Raw genomic sequence first — 20,184 nt, forward strand, 5'->3', positions numbered from 1 at the left:
GTCCGCCGTGGGGACTTTTACCCGTACCGATCCGTGCTTCGGAGCGCTCCGTCGACTCCGGGTGCGCCGGTAGGGTAGGGGCTCGTGAGCACCTCTGCCCCCCGCACCGATGTCGATGACTCCCTGACCGAGGACTCGGCCCCCTCCGCTCCCGGCGCGGCCCTCGTGGACGAGTCCCGACGGGTCCTCGTCCATCTGCTGCAGGGCCCCTTCCTCGACGGTCGCCGCGACGGGGCTCGTTACGCCCAGCTGCTGCGGGACCGCTCTGCGATCGAGTCCCGGCTCGCGGATCTCTTCCTCGAGCTGATCGTCGACGACGACGCGCAGGTCGCCTTCGTGCGCCAGAGCGAGGAGGACCCCGACGCTCCCAAGCTGCTTCGCCGTCTGACCGGCATGAACCGCTTGGATTCGGTGCTGATGCTGGTGCTGCGCCAGATGCTGCTCACCCAGTCCTCGAGAGGTCAGCGCACCGTGGTCTCCGAGGCGGAGCTGCAGCAGGCGCTGGCCGCCTATCGCCGCACCACCTCGACCGACGAGGCGGGCTTCGCCAAGGAGGTCCGAGCCTCGATCGCCAAGGTGCAGCGCGCCGGTCTGCTCGACGAGCAGGGCGATGACTACGAGGTCTCGCCGGTGCTGCGCCTGATGATCGGCCCGGACACGGCGCGGGAGTTCATCGGCCTGTACCGCGAGGCGGGCGTCAGCGGTCTCGAGGACCCCGAGGAGAGCTCCGGCGAGGATGCCGCCGAGGGATCTGACGCGGAATCGTCGGCGCAGAGCTGACCCTTTGGTCGGTCGGGCGTGTCCCCGTCGCGCCGCGGGACGTGACGATCGCGGCGCGCGCCGTCGGGCGGACACGCCGCCCGCTCCGTGACATGCCTCGCTTTCACCGGGCTCCCCGTGCCTGAGAGGTCGCCGTGCTCGTCCCCAGCACACGATCACCAATTGCGCACCGTTCGGCTTTCGGAATAAGGTCAGGCTCGCCTAACCGTCGAGTCTCGACGGTCCCGACCCCGGAGGTTCCGCTGTGACGCTCTCCCGTCGCGCGCTCGTCGCCCTGTCCGTCCTCGCCGTGCCCGCGCTGGCGTCCTGCTCCGGAGACCCCACCGGTGCCGCCGAGGACAAGGGCGATGCCCAGTCGTTCCACGCGACCATCACGCACATCTACGGCGAGACCGTGCTGGAGAAGAAGCCGACCACGATCGTCACCGTCTCCTGGGTCAACGCGGACACCCTCCTCGCCCTCGGCGTGGTCCCCGCCGGGATGCCGACGGTGACCTGGGGAGGGAACGACAACGGCTCGACCGACTGGATCGACGCGAAGCTCGACGAGCTCGGCGCCGGCTGGGACACCGACAAGGCACCGGTCACGTACGACGAGACCGATGGCATCAACGTCGACGAGATGGCCGCACTGGTCCCGGACCTCATCGTCGCCGCGTACTCCGGCATCACCAAGGAGGAGTACGAGCAGCTCAGCAGGATCGCCCCCACCATCGGCCCGCTGGCACCGAACTACACGGCCTCCTGGGAGGACGTCCTGGCCGCCGTGGGTGCCGCGACCGACCTCGCCGACGAGGCGGCGGAGCTGGCCGAGAAGATCACCGGCGACCTCGCCGCGGTCGGGGCGGAGAACCCCGCGATCGAGGGCGCCACCTTCATCGCCGGCACCCTGGGCCTGACCGACAACACCATCTCGCTCTATGTCGGGGAGGACACCCGCCCGCGGTTCTTCACGGCGCTCGGGATGACCCAGGCCGACGTGGTCACCGAGAACACCGAGGGCGAGGAGACCTTCTTCATCGACTGGTCCCCCGAGCGGGCCGACGAGCTGGACTCCGACCTCTTCTACTCCTGGGCCGCCCCGGGCACCACCGTCGAGGACTTCCGGGCGAACCCGCTGTTCGCCCAGATCCCCGCCGTGGCCGCCGGGGGAGTGGTGCTCACGGACGACGACCACCTCACCCTGTCGATCTCGGCGGCCAACGCCCTGAGCCTGCCGTGGGCCCTGGAGAACTTCGTGCCCACGGTCGTCGAGGTCGCCCAGAGCGTTCGGGGCTGACCGCATCTCGTGAGACGGTCCACCCCGCTCGTGATCGCCGGGGGCGTGCTCGCCCTCGCGCTCGCGTGCCTGCTCTCCCTCATGGTCGGGGCCCGCACGGTGTCCCCGGGCACCGTGATGGAGGCGCTGCGCTCCCATGACGGCGCGCTCGCGGACCACGCCGTGATCCAGTCACGCCTGCTGCGCACCGCTGCAGGGGTCGCCGTCGGTGCGGCGCTCGCCGTCGCCGGAGCCGCGATGCAGGGGATGACCCGCAACCCGCTGGCCGATCCCGGGATCCTCGGGATCAACGCCGGGGCGACCACCGCGGTGGTGCTCGGGGTGTACCTCCTGGACGCCTCCCGCGTGGCCCAGTTCATGGGGCTCGCCCTGCTCGGCGCCGGCCTGGGGACGGTCGCGGTCTACGCCGTCGCCTCCCTCGGCCGCGACGGGGCGACCCCCGTCAAGCTCGCCCTGGCCGGCGCGGCGCTCACCGCGGGGCTCGGATCGCTCATCAACGCCCTGGTCATGGTCGACGACTCCTCGCTGGACCGGCTGCGGTTCTGGCAGGTGGGCACCCTCGGGGCGCGCAGCCTCCGGGACATCGCCGGCGTCGGGGGCCTGATGGCCGTGGGCGCCGTGGTGATCCTGCTGGCGGCCGGCGTGCTGAACGCCCTCGCACTCGGAGACGACGCCGCCGTGGGCCTCGGGGTGAAGGTGGGGCGCGCCCGGATGCTGCTCGGCGCGGCGATCATCCTGCTGTGCGGCGCGGCCGTCGCCCTCGCCGGACCGATCGGGTTCCTGGGACTGGTGGTCCCGCATGCCGCCCGGCTCCTGGTGGGCGGCGACTATCGGCGGATCGTGCCGGTGTGCCTGCTGGGCGGGCCCGTGCTGATCCTGGTGGCCGACACCGTGGGCCGCGTGATCGCTCCGCCGGCCGAGGTGCAGGTCGGCGTCATGACCGCCCTCCTGGGCGTACCGGTGTTCGTGGTCCTCCTGCGCACCCGACGGCAGGTGGGACTGTGACCGCTCAGCGCGTGACCTCGCGCCGCTCGCCGCGGCTGCTGCGCACCCCCCGCTCCCGCCGCACCGCCCTGGTCATGGCGGGCACCGGCCTGCTGCTGCTCGCCCTGCTCCTGGTGCGGGTGCTGGTGGGCACCCCGATGGTCCCGATCGACCTCGCGCTGCGGGCGATCAGCGGGGAGGTGGTCCCCGGATACTCCTTCATCGTGGTCGACCACCGCCTGCCCGCCGCCGTCGTCGCGCTCCTCGCCGGCGTCTCCTTCGGACTCTCCGGCACCGTGTTCCAGACGCTCCTGCGCAACCCGCTGGCCAGCCCCGACGTGATCGGCGTGACCCTCGGCTCCTCGGCCGGAGCCGTGCTGGCCATGGCGTTCCTCGGAGCCGACGGACGGGCCCTGTTCTGGTGCGCCCTGCTGGGAGGTCTCGCCACCGCCGGACTGCTGCTGCTGGTCTCCGGAGCCGGTGGGCCGGGAGCCTCGGGCGGTGCGGACAACCGGTTCGTGCTGGTCGGGATCGGGGTCGCGGCGGCCCTCAGCGCCCTCATCTCCTACCTGCTCACGAGGCTGTCCCTGCAGTCCGCAGGCGACGCGCTGCACTGGCTGATCGGCTCCCTCTCCTCCTCCACCTGGGACCGCGCCGCCGTGCTGGGCGGGGCGCTGCTGGTGCTGGTCCCGGTGCTGGCGCTGCTGGTGACGAGGCTGAGGATCCTGCAGCTCGGCGACGACACCGCCACCAGCCTCGGTCTTCCGGTGCCCCGCACCCGGGTGGCGCTGGTCCTGGTGGCGGTGGCGCTGACCGCGCTCACGGTCGCGGTCACCGGGCCCCTCTCCTTCGTGGCCTTCCTCGCCGGGCCGATCGCCCAGCGTCTCGCAGGCCGTCCCAGCTTCCCGCTCGCCGCCGTGGTGGGAGCCGTGATCGTGCTGCTCGCCGACGTCATCGGGCAGAACCTCATCCCCGGCACCGAGCTGCCCGCGGGCGTCGTCACCGGCGCGCTCGGGGCCCCCGTCCTCCTGTGGATGATCGCCCGCACCTCGACCTCCGGATCCGGAAGGTGACCCCATGGCACTGATCGAAGCCCAGCACCTGCACCTGGCGTACGACCGCCGGGAGGTCGTCCGCGACCTCTCGCTGACGCTGCCCGAAGGACAGATCACGATCATCGTGGGCGCGAACGGCAGCGGGAAGTCGACCCTGCTGCGCGGTCTCTCGCGCCTGCTCACCCCCACCAGCGGCGGTGTGCTGCTGGACGGTCGGGACCTCCACTCGCTGCGCGGCAAGGAGCTCGCCCGTCGCCTCGGGCTGCTCCCGCAGACCCCGGTGGCGCCCGACGGCGTCACGGTGCGCGAGCTCGTCTCCCGCGGCCGCTTCCCCCACCAGGGGCTGATCCCGCAGTGGTCGGAGCAGGACGAGCGGGCCGTGGCCGAGGCGCTCGCCGCCACTCGCACCGACGTGCTCCAGGACCGGCTGCTCGAGGAGCTCTCCGGCGGCCAGCGCCAGCGGGTGTGGATCGCGATGGCCCTCGCCCAGCAGACCGAGGTGCTGCTGCTGGACGAGCCCACCACCTACCTCGACGTCACCCACCAGCTCGAGGTGCTCGACGTTGTCCGCGACCTGAACCGCGAGCGCGGCATCACCGTGGGCATCGTGCTGCACGACCTCAACCTCGCCGCGCGCTACGCCGACCACCTGATCGCCGTCCGCTCCGGCGAGATCCACTCCCAGGGGTCCCCGTCCGAGGTCATCACCGAGCAGATGGCCCACGAGGTCTTCGCCCTGGACGCCCATATCGCCCCCGACCCCGTCACCGGCACCCCGATGGTGCTGCCGCTGGGACGGGACCGCACCGCCGCACCCCACCGACCCCAGGAGGATCCCGTGCCCACCGCCACCGCCGCGAGCACCGCGACGACCACCGAGACCGCCGCATCGAGCAGCGACGCCGCCGCCACGACCAGCGGGGCCGCCCTCGTGCCCGCGCTCGAGCACTCGAGCATGCTCGCCCTCGACCTCACCGTCGCCGGGCGCCGCGCCCTGTGCCCCTCTCTGGTGCGGTTCACCCTCGCCGGTCCAGATCTCGAGCACTTCGGCACCGGCTCCCACCCGCTGGACCTGCGGGTGAAGCTCATCGTGCCCGGGACCCGTCCCAGCGGCGACCACTTCGCCCCGGTGCGTCCCGGCGGGCTGCTCGACCCCGAGACGCAGACCGAGTGGTACCGCACCTGGCTCCAGATCGATCCGGCCGACCGCGGCTGGATGCGCACCTACACAGTGCGTGAGCAGCGGGCCGCCGGCCATCCCGGCAACATCACCGAGCACCCCGAGATCGACATCGACATGGTGCTGCATCTCGACCCCGTCGAGGTCCCCGGTCAGGGCGTCGCCTCGCGCTGGGCCCGGGACGCGCAGGTGGGGGACAGCATCACCCTGCTGGGCCCCAACCGTCACCTGGTGGGACCGGAGTACGGCGGCATCGAGTTCCGTCCCGGCTCCGCCCGCACGGTGCTGCTGGTGGGCGACGAGACCGCGGTCCCCGCGATCGGCTCGATCCTCGAGGCCCTGCCCGACTCGATCACCGGCCACGCCCTGCTCGAGGTGCCGCACGCCGAGGACGAGCAGGCCCTGCTCAGCCGCTCGGGGGTGCAGGTGACCTGGCTGCCTCGCGAGGGGCGCCCGCACGGCGAGCTGCTCGACGCCGCGGTGCGCCGCGTGATGAGCGAGAACGCGCAGGCCTTCCGGGACACCGCGGCCGATACCGCCCCACAGGAGCCGCAGGAGCCGCAGGAGCTCGAGGACGTCGACGTCGACGAGACGATCCTGTGGGAGACCACCACCGGCCACGGCACGTTCTACGCCTGGCTCGCGGGGGAGGCCGGCGTGATCAAGACCCTGCGCCGCCACCTGGTCAGCGAGCTGGGGCTGGACCGCAAGCAGGTCTCCTTCATGGGCTACTGGCGACTGGGCCGACCCGAGCACTGAGCTCCCGACGGGGGAGGGGTCACCGCTCCTCGAGGAGGTGCTCCTCGAGCGCCGCTTCGGCGTCGCCGTCCGCGACGGCGGCGGCCGTCTCGTCATCGGCGTGCCCTGCCCCGCCGTTGTCGTCCTCGTCGATCGACGCATCCATCGCGGTGACGGGCTTGCGATCCACCCGGACCACCTGCCGGGCGGCGTCGAGGAAGGCATCGGCATAGTTCTCGGGGGCGAAGGGGCCCAGGTAGTACTCGCGGGTGGACCGGCGCAGATCCGCCTTGGTGTCGGTCACCAGCAGCTCCTCGAGAGCGTCCTCGAGGTTCTCCAGCCCACGGGTCATGACGTACGCGGAGCGTGCGAGCGGGAACGCCCGCTCGAACTCCTCGACCGTCGAGGTCATCGTGATCAGGCCGTACGGCTTGCCCGAGTAGAGGAAGTCCGGGACCACGGAGGAGACGTCGGAGATCATCGCGTCGGCGGCGTTGAAGCATCCGAAGGCGTCCAGATGCTTCTCCGCGGCGGCCCGGTACAGGTGCTCGGGGCCGCCGGCGGCCACCGACTCCGCGAGCAGCTGATGGATCTCGCGGATCTTCGCGGTCGCCTCCGGGTTCCGGTAGCTGAAGGGGTGCGGTCGGAAGACGACCCGCATGCCGCGCGCCAGGAGCGCTCGCACCAGGTCGGGACCGACGGGGAGGGAGCCGTAGTTGGTGTCCGCGTAGTGGCCCTCCCAGGTGGGTGCGTAGAGCACGGTGCGGACGGGCAGGTTCTGCGGGCCCTGCTGCTCGACCGTCTCCACCTGGGGACGGCCCACGATGGTGAACTTCTCCGCCGGGATGAGCACGCCGTTGTTCTCGTAGCGGTCGATCGCCGCCTGGCCGGCCACGAAGATCCGGTCGTACAGCGCGGTGACGGGGTTGAAGCTCGAGGCCTTGTCGCTGTCGCCGTGCAGCAGCTGGACATGGGTCATGTGGGGGTAGCGCACCAGGTGGACGTTGGGCGCGGAGTTGTTGACGTAGAACGCGGTGGTCATCTGCGGGGTGATGACGTCATCGAGCTGCCAGATGTTCGTGCGCACCACGACGGGCGCATCGGTGAGCCTCGAGATCTCGCGGAACGCCGAGGTACGGCGCAGCACCACGATGAACTTCTCGCCGATCCGCTCGAGATGCTCGATCCACATGCCGACCTGGTAGGCGGAGCCGGAGGGCACGCCGTAGTAGAGGACGAACCGGGGATCGTAGGCCTCCACGGCCGCGTAGAGCCCGTTGTCCGAGTCCACCGACTCGCGGATCCGGCGGTAGGAGTCCAGCGCGGAGGCGCCGGCCAGCCCCAGGGCGATCAGCGGCAGGATCATCAGCGCGCCCGCGGGGACGCCGACCAGCAGCAGGAGGGTCGCCAGGACGGTCACCGAGAGGTCGAGGACCAGCACCAGGTTCACCGCGAACTTCGGCGGGCGGGTGTCCTGGATGCCCGGCAGGTTGCTCACGCGGAGCTTGCGGCCCGGGGCGACCCGGGTGACGACCAGCTCGGCGAGCGGGAGCACGGCGAACAGCGACAGGGCGATCCACCCGATCGGCCCCGCGGTGCTCAGCGACCAGGCGACGCTGAGCGGGAGCAGGCCGAGCAGGAGGCGGATCCCGTGCTCGCCGGTCAGGCCGGCGCGGGTCACATGCTGGCGCAGCCGCCGCACGCCGCGCCGGATGAGGATGAACAGGGGATAGGCGGCCGGCAGCACGGCCAGAACCGGCGGGAGCCCCGCCGCGAGCAGCACCAGGGGGAGGAGGGCGAAGACCGTCTGGGTGAGGCGCCGGCGCAGGCTCACCATCCGCGCCCAGGGCACCGTCATCCGATGCCCGGATCCTGTCGTCGGGCTCGCGGTCTCGCTCATCTGCTCCCTGCTCCTTCGCATGGGTCCTGTCGCCGGCACCGCGCGGGGAGCGGCGATCCCGGATGCGGTGAGGTCCCCTCGATGTCGAACAGGCCCCCGCCACAGATCCACTGTACGGATCAGGGGAGGTGTATCGCCGCATATGGGCGATTCGGGGCGTTGCGCGGAGCCGAGGCATCGTCGGTCGACGTTCGGGGAACGAGGGCACACGCCCCGGCGCCGTCCCGTCGGCCGCGACGGACCCCGCGTTGATAGATTCCTCCCCGACGGCGGTGCGGCGGTCGGATCCCCGGATCCTCCCGCTCGGCCCGCGGTCCGGCCCCGCGGATCCGCGGCGCCCCCTCCGAGATCTGCACGAGGTGCCCGATGCGCGATCCCGATGCCCGCCCTGTCCCGGACGTCTCCGTGGTCATCCCCGCGTACAACGCGGAGGACTACGTGGGGGAGGCGATCCGATCGGTCCTCGCGCAGACCATCGCGCCCGAGCGTCTCGAGCTGATCGTCGTCGACGACGGATCGACCGACGGCAGCGGTGCGGTCATCGCGGAGCTCGCGCGGGAGGACCCGCGGATCACCCTGATCACCCAGGAGAACTCGGGGACGCCCGGAGGGGGTCGCAACCCGGGCATCGGTGCCGCCCGGGGGACCTTCCTGTTCTTCCTGGACTCCGACGACCTGCTGCCCGAGGGGTCGCTCGAGCGCATGGTCGACGTCGCGATCGAACAGGGCTCCGACGTGGTGCTGGGCCGGCTGGGCAGCACCGACGGACGCCGGGTGCCCTCGAGCATGTTCACCAGGACGGTCCTCGACGCCGACCTCCTCAAGGACAGGATCTTCCAGACCCTGGGACCGACCAAGCTGATCCGTCGCGAGCTGGTGGAGCGGCTCGGGCTCCGGTTCCCGACGGACCAGACCGTGGGGGAGGACCAGCCGTTCATGGCCGCCGTCTACCTCAACGCCTCCCGGATCTCGGTCCTCGCCGACACCGACTACTACCTCACCCGGTACCGCACCGACGGCGCCAACATGACCCTCGCCTCGCGGGACTCCGCCTCCTTCGCGATCGTGGCGATGCGGGTGGCCGCCGTGGTGGAGCAGTACACCGAGCCCGGCCCCCGGAGGGACGCGCTGCTCCTGCGACCCTTCCGCCGACCGCTGGCCGGAGCGCTCGGCACTCGGTGGCTCGCCATGGAGCGCCCCGCGCAGGAGGCCCTTGCGGAGGAGATCCGCTCGGCGGTCGGGCACCTCTACACCGAACGGCTGCGGACGGCCCTGCCCCTCGAGATGTCGGCCAAGCTCGATCTGCTCCTGGCGGGCGACCTCGACGGCCTCGCCCTGGTGATCCAGCACGTCGTGGAGTCCAAGTCCTTCCCCGTCTCCTGGGACGGGGAGGGGTTCCGGCGCGTCGTGCCCGCGGAGATCGACGGGCTCGTCTCCGAGGATCTGCGCCGGACCGCCCTCCCCAAGGCGACCGGACGGCTCGAGGACCTGGCGGTGGAGCGGGCCTCCGTCTCGGTGGCGGCCACGCTGACGATCCCGGGTCTCGAGGGGGCGCCCGACGCCCTGGGCCTCCGGCTGCGGCTGCGCGGCGGCGAGGACGTCCGCGACCTCGAGATCCTGCGGACTGACCTCGCGGCGCCGTCGGGCGGCTTCCTCGTGCGAGGCCGGGCGGACCGCCTGCCGCGCGGCGTCTGGGACCTGTACGCGGTGCTGCGGTTCGTCGGGCCCGACGGCGACGACGGGCCCGACGGCGCCGCTGATCCGGAGCGCGCCGCGGGTCTGACGAAGGAGATCCGGATCGGGGCGGACCGCTCCCCGGCGATCGATCCCGACGGGGCCTCGAACCTCGCCGACGACCCGGAGGCGGAGGACCGCCTGCTCGCCTACTTCACCAAGGGCCAGGGCAACCTGTCGATCGACAGCGGGGCCGTCCTCCATCGGAACCTCGCCCTGGCACGGGGGGAGGGCCTCCTGCCCGGCGAGGACGGGGCGGTGCTGCTGCTGGTGCGGACCAGCCGGGAGCCGCAGCCCGGTGATGCCTACAGCGCCGAGCTCTCGGGGAGCGGCCGTGCCGCGGCGAAGCAGGACCTGCCGCCGCTGCGGCTCGGGGATCGTCTGATCGGACTGCGGCTGCCGATCTCCGCGAGCACGGCCGGCACCTCGGTGCGGGTGTCGGCGGTGCTCGGGGGGATCCGCAGCACGCTGCCGATCACCGGGATCGCGCACTGGCCCGAGGCGTCGGCAGGCTTCGGCCTGCAGGAGCGGGAGGACGGATGGGTGGAGGTCCTCGGCGCCGACGGGGGCTCCGGCCCCCTGCCGCCCGCCTCCTCAGCGTCCGCCTCCGCGGCGTCCGCCTCCGCAGTGATCGCCTCCGCCGCGACCGCCTCCCGGAAGGCCGCGGGCAGCACCGCCCGACGGGCGCGATCGGCCGCCGCACGACTCCTCGGCGGCCGCTCCTGAGGAGCGCTCTCCGCCCTCGTGGATGCCCTCGGCCGTGCGGGGCGCCGGTGCTCCAGCTCACGCGCCCCGTGTGACTCCGGTCCGCGCCACCGGGGCGGAGATGCCCCCGCGCCGGGGACCATGGCAGGATCAACCGACCCCTGATGCCTCCTCGGCATATCCCCTCAGCGGCAAGAGGTAGAGCCTGTGTCCTCCTTCGGCATCGCCAAGATCGCGAAGATGCTGTCCATCTGGTCCGTGGTCGTCAACACGCTGGCCGCGCTCGCGGCGGTGAGCACGGTCGTCCTGGACGGCGCGCTGCCGACCGTCCTGCTGGCCCTGATCCCGCTGCTGATCATCATGTGGCGGCAGCGACGCGCCCTCCTGCGGGCACCGGGTCGCGTGGGCGGCATCGGCCGCTATGTCACCGCGCGCTACCTCCTGGTGGTCGCGGCGGTGGTCCAGCTGAACGCGATCGACCGGCTCGAGATCCTCGGGATCTCCGCCAGCCTCCTGCTCGTGATCGCCATCGCCCTCGAGCCGGTGCTCAGCGCGCTGAGCCGGTTCTCGATCCCCTACGCGGCCAACATGCCCTCGGACACCTCGCGCCCCGGCCCGGCGTTCCGCTACGGCATCGCCTACCCCCTGGGCGTGGCGGCCGTGCTGGTGATGATCCTGGCGAGCCTCGCGCCCACGCCGCTGCTGATCCTCGCGCTGGTGCTCGCCCTCGCGACGGCCGTGGCGCTCGCGGTCGCCCTCCTCGACACCGCGATCGGCATCCGCGACCGCCTCCGGTTCCAGGAGCACCTGCCCCAGATCCTCGAGGAGCTGGCGCCCGTCTTCTACGTGTACTGGCACGCCCCGCCGAAGTCGGCCTTCCAGGTCACCATGTGGCTGCCGTACCTCGAGCGCCTCGGGGTCCCCTTCGTGCTCGTCACCCGGACCGTGCCGTCGTTCCGGCAGCTCCGGGCGGCGACCGACCATCCCGTGATCCTCCGCCGCTCCCTGACCGACCTCGACGACCTGATCGTGCCCTCGGCGCGCGGAGTCTTCTACGTCAACAACGCGATGCGGAACAACCACATGATCCGCTACTCGCAGCTGACCCACATCCAGCTGCTCCACGGCGAGTCGGACAAGGCCGCGAGCGCCACTCCGATCATCCGCATGTACGACCGGGACTTCGTGGCCGGTCAGGCGGCGATCGACCGCTTCGAGACCTTCGGGGTGCCGATGCCGCGGGAGATCTTCCGGATCGTGGGCCGGCCGCAGGTGGAGGATGTCGCCGAGGAGCGCGGACCCATCGGCGAGCTCCCCGACCGCACCGTGCTGTACGCGCCCACCTGGCTCGGCTACCAGGAGGAGACCAACTACTCCTCCCTGCTCGCCGGTCCCGAGATCGTCCGGTCGCTGCTCGATCGCGGATGCCGGGTCGTGTTCCGCCCCCACCCCTACAGCAGCCGCTCGCCCCAGCTGCGCGAGGCCTCGAGCACGATCCGGGAGATGCTCGCCGCGGATGCCGAGGCGTCCGGTCGGGAGCATCTCTTCGGCGAGGTCGCCGAGCGCGAGATGAGCGTGGTGGACTGCTTCAACGCCTCAGACGCGATGATCTCCGACGTCTCCGCCGTCGTGGGCGACTTCCTCCACTCCGGCAAGCCGCTGGGAATGGTCTCGCCCCGCACGGGTGCCGAGGAGTTCGTCGAGCAGTTCCCGATGGCGCGCGCCGCCTATGTGCTGGTCGCCCGCGACGGCGAGCTCGAGGGCCTCGAGTCCACGCTCGACCGCCTGCTCGAGACCGACCCGCATCGCGAGGAGCGGCACCGCTGGGCGACCTACTACCTCGGCGACATCCCGCGCGAGAACTATGCGCAGCGGTTCGTCGACACGGCCCGCGAGGAGCTCGGCATCCCCGCGCTGGACGCGGAGCCCCTGACCCCGCAGGTGCGCTGAGCGTCCGCCCGACGCCCGCCCCCGCTCCCACCTCCCGGCACCGGGGACCCCCGGTGCTACGCTTCCCGCCACTGCGGCCGCCCGCCCGCGACCGCCCCGTCGGCCCGACAGAAGAGGTCCCCAGCTCATGACCCCTCAGGTCTCCGTGATCGTCCCGGTGTACAACTCCGTGGACTACGTGCGCGACGCCGTGCAGTCCGTGCGGGACCAGACCATCGATCCCGAGGCGGTGGAGATCCTCGCGGTCGACGACGGCTCCACCGACGGCAGCGATGAGGTCCTCGCCGAGCTGGCCGCCGAGGACCCGAGGATGACGGTCATCACCCAGGAGAACTCCGGCACGCCCGGCGGCGGTCGGAACCCGGCGATCGGCCGCGCCCGCGGGGAGTTCCTCTTCTTCCTCGACTCCGACGACCGGCTCACGCCCGACGCGCTGCGCACGATGGTGCAGACGGCGCAGGACGAGGGCTCCGACGTGGTGCTCGGCAAGCTCGGCAGCTCCGACGGTCGGAACGTCCCCACCTCGATGTTCTCCCGGACCGTGCTGGACGCCGATCTCGTGGAGGACAAGGTCTTCAACACGCTCGGGCCCACCAAGCTCATCCGTCGTGAGCTCATCGAGCGCCTGGGCCTGCGCTTCCCCGAGGACCAGAAGATCGGGGAGGACCAGCCGTTCATGGCGGCGGTGTACCTCTCGGCGCGGAAGATCTCGATCCTCGCGGACAAGGAGTACTACGTCATCCGGCACCGGGAGGACGGCAGCAACCTCACCCTCACCGCCCGGACCGCGGAGTCCCAGCTCATCATGGCCGTCCGTCTCGCCCAGGCGATCGCGGAGCACACCGAGCCCGGAGAGCTGCGCGACTCCCTCCTGAAGCGGCCCTTCGGCTGGACGATGAAGCGGGCGCTGGACTCCCGCTGGACCTCGCTGGACCGCGCGGAGCAGAGCCGTCTGGTCGAGGTGTTCCGCGACGAGCTCGCGCCGCTGTACACCGACGGCGTCCGGAAGGTCATCGAGGTGGACATCCGAGCCCAGCTCGACCTGCTGCACAGCGGGGACCTCGACTCCCTCCAGGCCTACTGCGATCACCTCGCCGAGGGGGCGCCGCGGCGCATCGGCTGGCAGGACGGGCAGTTCGTGCGCCGGCTCCCGGCCGAGCTCGAGCCGCTCGTGCCGCCGCTGGACCGTGTGGTCCCCTCGCCGAAGATGGCCTGCCGCCTCGAGGACGTGCGTCTCGAGGGCACCGCTCTGACCGTCTCCGCGAGCGTGCGGATCCCGGACCTCGACGGCAGCCCGGAGGAGCTGGGACTGCGCGCGCGGCTGCGCGGGCAGGAGACCGTCGAGGAGCTCCGCACCACCTCCCAGGACCTCACGCCCGGCGCTCGCTCCTTCGCGATCACCGCCGAGCACGACGGCCTGTCCCGCGGCATCTGGGACCTCTTCGTCGTGGTGCGCTTCGGCGACTGGGAGAAGCAGATCCGCCTGGGGTCCGAGCGCGCCCGATCGATCCCGCCGGAGGGGATCTCCAACCTCGGAGGCGACCTGCCGGCGCAGGAGAGGGTGCTCGCCTACTTCACCCAGGGGCCCGGCAACCTCTCGATCGACAGCGGCAACGTGCTCCACCCGAACCTGGCCGTCGCCCGGGCGCTGGGCCTCGTGCCCGACGAGAACGGGCGCGCGCTGCTCCTGGTGCAGCTCTCGGCCGCACCCCAGGCCGGGGACGAGTTCTTCGCGCACCTCAGCGGCATCCCGCAGCACGGCGGGCGCCAGCTGCTGCCCCTGCAGCAGCTCGGGGACCGGCTGCTGGGCCTGCGCCTCCCGGTGGGCGCCCGCGAGATCGGCGCGACGCTGACCGTCACCTCGGTGCTCGGCGGGGCGAGCGCCCCGCTACCCGTGACCGGCGCCGAGCACTGGCCCGCCCGGGTCACCGGGTTCGGGCTCGCCACGACCGAGGAGGGCGGGCTGCTCGTCACCTCCCCGTCCGAGAGCGGACGCGACCGTCGCCCCCTGCCGGGCATCCGCACGCCGGGCGCGGCGCCGACGAGCCTGCGCGAGCGGGTCGTCCCCGCGGTCAAGTCGGTGCCCGTCCTGGGCCCGGCCCTGACCCGCGCGGTCCGCACCGTCCGCGAGCGGAGGGCGTGATGGCGCCGATCAGGACCTTCTGGTGGCGGTGGAAGTTCCCGCACCGGCTGAACTTCGGCGACGAGCTCACCCCGCCGCTGGTCGAGCGCCTCACCGGGCGCCGTGTCGTCTGGTCCGCGATGGACCGCTGCGACCTGGTGGGTGCCGGGTCGGTGGTGCAGATGGTCCTGCGCAAGCAGAAGGGGAACCAGCCCCGTCTCTGGGGGAGCGGCTTCATCAGCGCACAGGCTGTGGGGGAGGAGCCCGTGGAGCTCGACCTGCTCGCCGTGCGCGGCCGGTCCACGCTGGGACGGGTCCAGAACCTCGCCGACCGGCCGATCGCCCTCGGCGACCCGGGGATCCTCGCGCCCCTGCTCGTGGACGGCACGGTGAAGAAGCGCTACTCGCTCGGCGTCATCCCGCACTACCACGACGCGAAGTCCCCCGTGGTCGAGAAGATGCGCTCGCTCGGATCCGGGGTGCGGGTGATCGACGTGGCCTGGACGCCGCAGGAGGTGGCGCGAGAGATCGCCTCCTGCGACGCCGTGATCTCCTCCAGCTTGCACGGGCTGATCTTCTCCGACTCCCTCGGCGTCCCCAACGCCCACATCCGTCTCGGGGACAAGCTCAAGGGCGGTCTGTACAAGTTCCACGACTACTACTCCGCCTACCCCGTCGCGGATCGCTACCGCGAGTACCAGGTGCCCACCGGCGGCCCGGCCTCGCTGACCGCGGTCATCGACGCGGTGGTGGACGGGTACGCGGAGCCCACGGGGCTGCAGGACCTCCAGCAGGGCCTGGTGACCGCCCTGCAGGAGATCTGAGCGCACGGTCGGTGGCGGATCCGTCCCGTGAGGTGGGTCGCGCCGATCATGGACGAACGGCGCGCGTCGTTATGATGAACGGCAGGTTGCGGACCCGCGGCCGCGGACCGAGACCCCGGGAGGAGCTGAGCAGATGGTGAGCGTCGACCAGCGAGGACCGGGCGCCCCGCCCACGCCTCCCGAGCCGCTGACCCGCGTCTTCTCCGACGAGTCGGTGAGCGAGGCGGTCGCGCAGAACGATCTCGAGCAGATCGGCGTCCGCCCGCGCCTGGGCACCTACTTCAAGGAGCTGTGGGCCTCCCGGTCCTTCATCCAGGTCCTCGCCGTCTCGCGGGCGGAGTCGGAGAACCAGAACACCTACCTCGGGCAGATCTGGTCCCTCATCTCCCCGATCATCAACGCCTCGGTGTACGTGCTGATCTTCGGCTTCCTGTTGAAGATCGGGCGCGAGGGCATCGAGAACACGATCGCGTTCATCGTGGTGGGCGTGTTCATGTTCCGCTTCTTCGAGCGCTCGGTCATGGCCGGGGCGCACTCGCTGAACAAGAACATGAACCTCGTGCGCTCCGTGCAGTTCCCGCGCGCGGTGCTGCCCATCGCGGGCGTGCTGGCCGAGCTGACGATGCTGGGGCCGGCGCTCCTGGTCATGTGCGTGATCTCGTACCTCTCGGGATTCTTGCCGGTGGCCGGGAAGGTCACGATCGACGCCTACTGGCTGCTGCTCATCCCCGCGGTGCTGCTGATGTGGATGTTCTCCACGGGCTGCGCCTTCATGGTGGCGCGCTGGGTCGCGATGACCCCCGACCTGGACAACCTGCTGCCGCACTTCCTGCGCATCATGATGTACGCCTCGGGCGTCATCTTCTCCGTGGACCGCTACCTCGGCCAGTTCAGCTGGGGCTGGCTGATGGAGTACCAGCCGGTGGCCGTCTACCTGTATCTGGTGCGCTCCTCGATCCTCGACGAGCCCGCCTACCAGCCCGATGCCCTCATGTGGCTGATGGGCGTGATCTGGGCGGTGCTCTTCGGCGTGATCGGGTTCCTGATCTTCTGGGGCGGAGAGGAGCGCTACGGACGTGACTGACGTGGACGAAGTCGACTTCGAGATCGACAAGGACGAGCTCGACGACACCCCGGTGCTCGAGGTCCCCTCCGATCAGCTCTCCCTGCTGGTCAACGACCTGCACGTGTCCTACCGCGTCTTCGGCGCGAAGAAGGTCGGCCACGGCGCCGGCCGCGAGTGGGGAGTGCTGGACCGCCTCGTGCGCCGCGGCGCCCGGCAGCCTCCCGTGCGCGAGGTGAAGGCGGTCCGCGGGATCACCTTCGCCGCGAAGCACGGCGAGGCCATCGGCATCATCGGCATGAACGGCTCCGGCAAGTCGACGCTGCTGCGTGCCATCGCCGGGCTGATCCCGCCGGCGGCCGGCACGGTGCACGTCGCCGGCAATCCCTCGCTGCTCGGCGTCAACGCCGTGCTCATGAAGGACCTCACCGGCGAGCGCAACATCATGATCGGTGCGCTCGCGCTGGGCCTGACCAAGAAGCAGGTCCGTGAGCGGTACCAGGAGATCGTCGACTTCGCCGAGATCGGCGACTTCGTGAACCTCCCCATGAAGACCTACTCCTCGGGCATGGGGGCGCGCCTGCGCTTCTCCATCTCGGCCTCGGCCGTGCCGGACATCCTCATGATCGACGAGGCGCTCGCCACCGGTGACGCCGCCTTCCGCGCCAAGAGCAAGGCGAAGATGGACGAGGTGCGGCAGTCCGCCGGCACCGTGTTCCTGGTCAGCCACTCCCTGGCGACGATCCAGAGCATGTGCACGCGCGTGCTGTGGGTGCACGAGGGCCGCCTGGTGATGGACGGGGATCCCAAGCAGGTCTGCGTCGCGTACCGCGACTTCGTGCACGCGCGCACCGCGTACAAGCTCGCCGCCGCGGGGAAGTCCCCGGGCGGGAAGAAGGGCGCCGGGAAGGGCACGGGGAAGAGCGCGACGAAGCGCTGAGCCCACGAGTCGGCGGAGCCGCTTCGCACCGCTCCTCGGCCGACGTCCGCGGCCTCGAACGCCAGCAGGGACCGCGCAACGACGTTGCGCGGGCCCTGCTGGCGTGAGTGCTCAGCTCACCGTCGGCTCATTGCCGCACGACGATGTTCTCCGAGTCGATGAACCGCCCCACGGGGGAGGACATCGTGTTGATGACCTGGGCGACGTGCCCGGGCTGCATGATGGTGCTGGGGTCCTCGTCCGGCGCGAGCGTCTTGCGCAGCGCGGTCGCGGTGCGACCGGGGGAGAGGCACACCACGCGGGTGCCGTAGATGGCGAGCTCCTCGCGCATCACCTGGCTCATGTTGATCACCGCCGCCTTGGAGGCGGAGTAGGTCAGCCAGCCCGAGCGGCCGTTGATGCCGGCCGTGGAGGCGATGTTCACGATGAGATCGAAGCGGTTGCCCAGGTTCAGCAGCGACTGGACGATCGTGAACGGGCCGTAGAGGTTGACGTTGATCGTCTTCTCGAAGTCGGCCATGTCGACCTGCTGGAGCGGCACCGGGTTGGTGTACCCGGCGTTGTTGACCAGGATGTCGATGTTCCCGACCTGCTCGTGGGCCTCGGTGACGGCCTGCTTGAGCGCATCGCGATCGCCGACGTCGACCGTCATGGGCACGATCCGGCGCCCGATGGGCAGCTCCTTCTCGAGCTCGGCGACGTTCGCGTCGAAGTCCTCGGAGGCGCGGGCGAACATCACCACGGTGGTGACGTCGTCGTTGTTGAGGATGAAGCGTCGGGTGGTCTCGAGGCCGATGCCGCGGGATGCTCCGGTGACGAGGGCGGTCTTACTCATCGTCGTCCTCCTCGGGCCGCAGCAGGAAGCCGGCCATCTTCAGATCGGTCTTGGTGGTCACCTTGAGGTTCTCGTCGGAGCCCTCGATGAAATGGACCGGGTGGCCGAAGTCCGCGACCAGGGTCGCGTCCTCCGTGAACTCGATCCCCTGCTCGACGGCACGGGAGTGCGCGTCCTGGAGGTCCGCCTTCGCGAACTTCTGGGGCAGCTGCACGTTGCGCAGCCGCGAGCGGTCCAGCGATCCCGTGACCGCGGAGGTCTCCGGGTCGACCGGGGCCACCGTGAAGGAGATCTCGGACATCAGCGAGACGTTGCGGTGCTCGGAGTCGATCAGCCGCTGGAAATCGCTGCTGCGCACGAGCGGCCTGGCGGACTCGTGGATGATCACGTCATCGTTGGTGCAGTGCTCCACCATCGCGGCGACCGAGGAGTGCCGGGATGCTCCGGCCTCCACGAGGGTGACCGGGGTCGAGATCGCGTAGGCCTTGAGGATCGCCTCGACGTCCTCCCGCCACTGCGGCGGGTAGTTCAGGACGATCTGGGAGATCTGCTCGACCCGGTCGGCGGTGACCAGGGTGTAGACCAGGATCGGGATCCCTCGGAGCTTGAGCAGCTGCTTGGGTGAATCGGCGCCGGTACGGCTGCCTATTCCTCCGTTGAGGAGGATCAATGAGTACATGGGGAATGCCCTTCATGCCGGTCGGCGGGCCCTCCAGGACGAGTCCCGGAGAGGATCCGCATCCGTCGGATTCCACGCGACGTCATCGGGACGCCACGTTCCGTTCACTGTACAAGTCGCGGCGGCGCGGCCTGGGCGGCTCGCGGAGGTTCGAGGTGAAGTGCTTCACCACGAGTCGGATCCGGCGGGGCGCTCCTGCTCCTGGATCCGGGCCCAGAGCTCGTCGCGGCGGGCCGACAGACGCCGGCAGGCCTCGAGGAATCGGGCGAGGGACGCGCCGGGGGTGACATCGCCGAGGTAGTACTCGATCATCTCCCGCCGCTCCTCCCGCAGCAGGTCGTGCTCGATCAGCTCGCGCGCGAGAGAGCCGGCGGTCGCGGCCTCCGAGGCCGCCAGCCGCGGGGACATGCCCAGCAGCGCCGTCGCGGCATCGCGGGCGTGCGGATCCGCAGGCCGGGTGATGAGCAGCGGCTTGCCCGAGGGCAGCCAGTCGCCCATGACCGCCGAGACGTCGCAGAGGATGAGGTCGGAGTCGATGACGTCCTGCTGCAGCGAGCGATCGGTGCTGACCCGGTTCCCCGAGGCCTCCACCAGCTCGCGCAGCTCCCGGTCCGTCTCCCCGTAGTCCCCGACCCGCACCCCGGTCAGGGGATGGGGGCGGTAGATGACGCCGAGGCCCGCGTCCAGCAGCGACTGCACGGCTGCGAGGCCGTGGGTGCGCAGCGAGCTGTACGCCGCGGAGGACTGCCCGCCCTCCCAGGTCGGCGCGTACAGGACGGTGCGGTGGTCGTCGGCGCGGACCGTCACCGCGACCTGGTCGGTGTCCAGGGAGGGGCGGCCCACGGGGATGCAGCGGGCCGGGGCGTCGAACAGCGTCGTGTACCGCTCGAGCCGGTCGATCGCGGCCTGCCCGGCCACGAAGGAGTAGTCGTAGGCCTTGATCTGGTTGGAGACCGAGACCACCTTGTCCGAGTCGCCGTGCAGCAGCGAGACGTGGATCGCCGAGCGCGAGCGCAGCGCCGCGGTGTTCAACGGGTTGTAGTTCACGTAGAGCACGAGCTTCGTCCCGCTGCGCAGGATGATCGCGTCGAGGGTGGCGTCCAGCGCGATGGTGACCACGGGCAGGTCCGTCTCCGCGCGCAGCGCCGCGGCGGTGCGGGAGTCCATGCACACGATGGTCACGCCCTGGGCGCGGTGCAGCTCCTGCAGCGGCCCGTACCAGCTGCGCAGCTGGTAGAGGCTGTCCTGGGTGTCCGGGAAGTACACCACCACGTCGCCCTCGAGGGAGGAGCTCGCCAGCGCGGCGTCGTCCCCGAGTCCGTCGGGCATCCCGCCGGGCAGCAGGCCGAAACGGCGCAGCAGGCGGCCGCCGGAGCTGCGCACCCGGCGCTTGAGGGCGTTCCCACGAGCGGCCAT

General features: G+C 71.2%; 15 protein-coding genes. 11 read left to right on the forward strand and 4 right to left on the reverse strand.

What is annotated here, in order from left to right:
• Positions 1–84: 84 nt before the first annotated feature.
• The 5 genes from CFK41_RS03260 to CFK41_RS03280 all read left to right on the forward strand — a co-directional run bounded on the left by CFK41_RS03260 (position 85) and on the right by CFK41_RS03280 (position 6,037).
• On the forward strand, positions 85–780 hold the full coding sequence (locus CFK41_RS03260) for a DUF4194 domain-containing protein (RefSeq protein WP_096798381.1): 696 nt from the start codon (positions 85–87) through the stop codon (positions 778–780).
• Positions 781–1,024: 244 nt separating this feature from the next.
• Complete coding sequence (locus tag CFK41_RS03265; RefSeq protein ID WP_096798382.1) at positions 1,025–2,059, forward strand: ABC transporter substrate-binding protein; 1,035 nt, start codon at positions 1,025–1,027, stop codon at positions 2,057–2,059.
• Positions 2,060–2,068: 9 nt separating this feature from the next.
• A complete protein-coding gene (locus CFK41_RS03270) occupies positions 2,069–3,064 on the forward strand; it encodes a FecCD family ABC transporter permease (RefSeq protein ID WP_096798383.1) in 996 nt (331 codons plus the stop codon).
• A gap of 74 nt (positions 3,065–3,138) precedes the next feature.
• Positions 3,139–4,116 carry a FecCD family ABC transporter permease gene (locus CFK41_RS03275; protein ID WP_096800916.1) on the forward strand — a complete coding sequence of 326 codons (978 nt, stop codon included), beginning with the start codon at positions 3,139–3,141 and terminating at the stop codon, positions 4,114–4,116.
• A gap of 4 nt (positions 4,117–4,120) precedes the next feature.
• The gene (locus tag CFK41_RS03280; RefSeq protein ID WP_096798384.1) at positions 4,121–6,037 is read left to right on the forward strand and encodes an SIP domain-containing protein; all 1,917 of its coding nucleotides are present in this window, start codon (positions 4,121–4,123) and stop codon (positions 6,035–6,037) included.
• 19 nt (positions 6,038–6,056) lie between these two features.
• Here the strand turns inward: CFK41_RS03280 and CFK41_RS03285 are convergent, their stop codons facing one another.
• Positions 6,057–7,916 carry a CDP-glycerol glycerophosphotransferase family protein gene (locus CFK41_RS03285; protein WP_096798385.1) on the reverse strand — a complete coding sequence of 620 codons (1,860 nt, stop codon included), beginning with the start codon at positions 7,914–7,916 and terminating at the stop codon, positions 6,057–6,059.
• Between the two features lie 366 nt (positions 7,917–8,282).
• Between CFK41_RS03285 and CFK41_RS03290 the strand changes: the two genes are divergently transcribed.
• The 6 genes from CFK41_RS03290 (at position 8,283) to CFK41_RS03315 (ending at position 17,254) form a co-directional block, all read left to right on the forward strand.
• Complete coding sequence (locus CFK41_RS03290; protein WP_096798386.1) at positions 8,283–10,376, forward strand: glycosyltransferase family 2 protein; 2,094 nt, start codon at positions 8,283–8,285, stop codon at positions 10,374–10,376.
• Positions 10,377–10,562: 186 nt separating this feature from the next.
• On the forward strand, positions 10,563–12,305 hold the full coding sequence (locus CFK41_RS03295; protein ID WP_096798387.1) for a CDP-glycerol glycerophosphotransferase family protein: 1,743 nt from the start codon (positions 10,563–10,565) through the stop codon (positions 12,303–12,305).
• A gap of 127 nt (positions 12,306–12,432) precedes the next feature.
• On the forward strand, positions 12,433–14,448 hold the full coding sequence (locus CFK41_RS03300) for a glycosyltransferase family 2 protein (RefSeq protein ID WP_096798388.1): 2,016 nt from the start codon (positions 12,433–12,435) through the stop codon (positions 14,446–14,448).
• Positions 14,448–15,251: a polysaccharide pyruvyl transferase family protein gene (locus tag CFK41_RS03305; RefSeq protein WP_151904660.1), complete on the forward strand. Its 804-nt coding sequence runs from the start codon at positions 14,448–14,450 to the stop codon at positions 15,249–15,251. The genes CFK41_RS03300 and CFK41_RS03305 overlap by 1 nt, the downstream gene beginning before the upstream one ends.
• Before the next feature lie 133 nt (positions 15,252–15,384).
• The gene (locus CFK41_RS03310) at positions 15,385–16,335 is read left to right on the forward strand and encodes an ABC transporter permease (RefSeq protein ID WP_096798390.1); all 951 of its coding nucleotides are present in this window, start codon (positions 15,385–15,387) and stop codon (positions 16,333–16,335) included.
• Entirely contained in the window at positions 16,328–17,254 is a 927-nt protein-coding gene (locus CFK41_RS03315; RefSeq protein WP_096798391.1) for an ABC transporter ATP-binding protein, read from the forward strand. The genes CFK41_RS03310 and CFK41_RS03315 overlap by 8 nt, the downstream gene beginning before the upstream one ends.
• Positions 17,255–17,381: 127 nt before the next feature.
• Here the strand turns inward: CFK41_RS03315 and CFK41_RS03320 are convergent, their stop codons facing one another.
• The 3 genes from CFK41_RS03320 to CFK41_RS03330 all read right to left on the reverse strand — a co-directional run bounded on the left by CFK41_RS03320 (position 17,382) and on the right by CFK41_RS03330 (position 20,184).
• The gene (locus CFK41_RS03320) at positions 17,382–18,089 is read right to left on the reverse strand and encodes an SDR family NAD(P)-dependent oxidoreductase (protein WP_096798392.1); all 708 of its coding nucleotides are present in this window, start codon (positions 18,087–18,089) and stop codon (positions 17,382–17,384) included.
• A complete protein-coding gene (locus CFK41_RS03325; RefSeq protein WP_096798393.1) occupies positions 18,082–18,768 on the reverse strand; it encodes an IspD/TarI family cytidylyltransferase in 687 nt (228 codons plus the stop codon). Before CFK41_RS03325 ends, CFK41_RS03320 begins: the two co-directional genes overlap by 8 nt.
• Before the next feature lie 165 nt (positions 18,769–18,933).
• Positions 18,934–20,184 carry a CDP-glycerol glycerophosphotransferase family protein gene (locus tag CFK41_RS03330; RefSeq protein ID WP_096798394.1) on the reverse strand — a complete coding sequence of 417 codons (1,251 nt, stop codon included), beginning with the start codon at positions 20,182–20,184 and terminating at the stop codon, positions 18,934–18,936.

The sequence above is a fragment of the Brachybacterium ginsengisoli genome, from assembly GCF_002407065.1.
Lineage (GTDB): Bacteria > Actinomycetota > Actinomycetes > Actinomycetales > Dermabacteraceae > Brachybacterium > Brachybacterium ginsengisoli.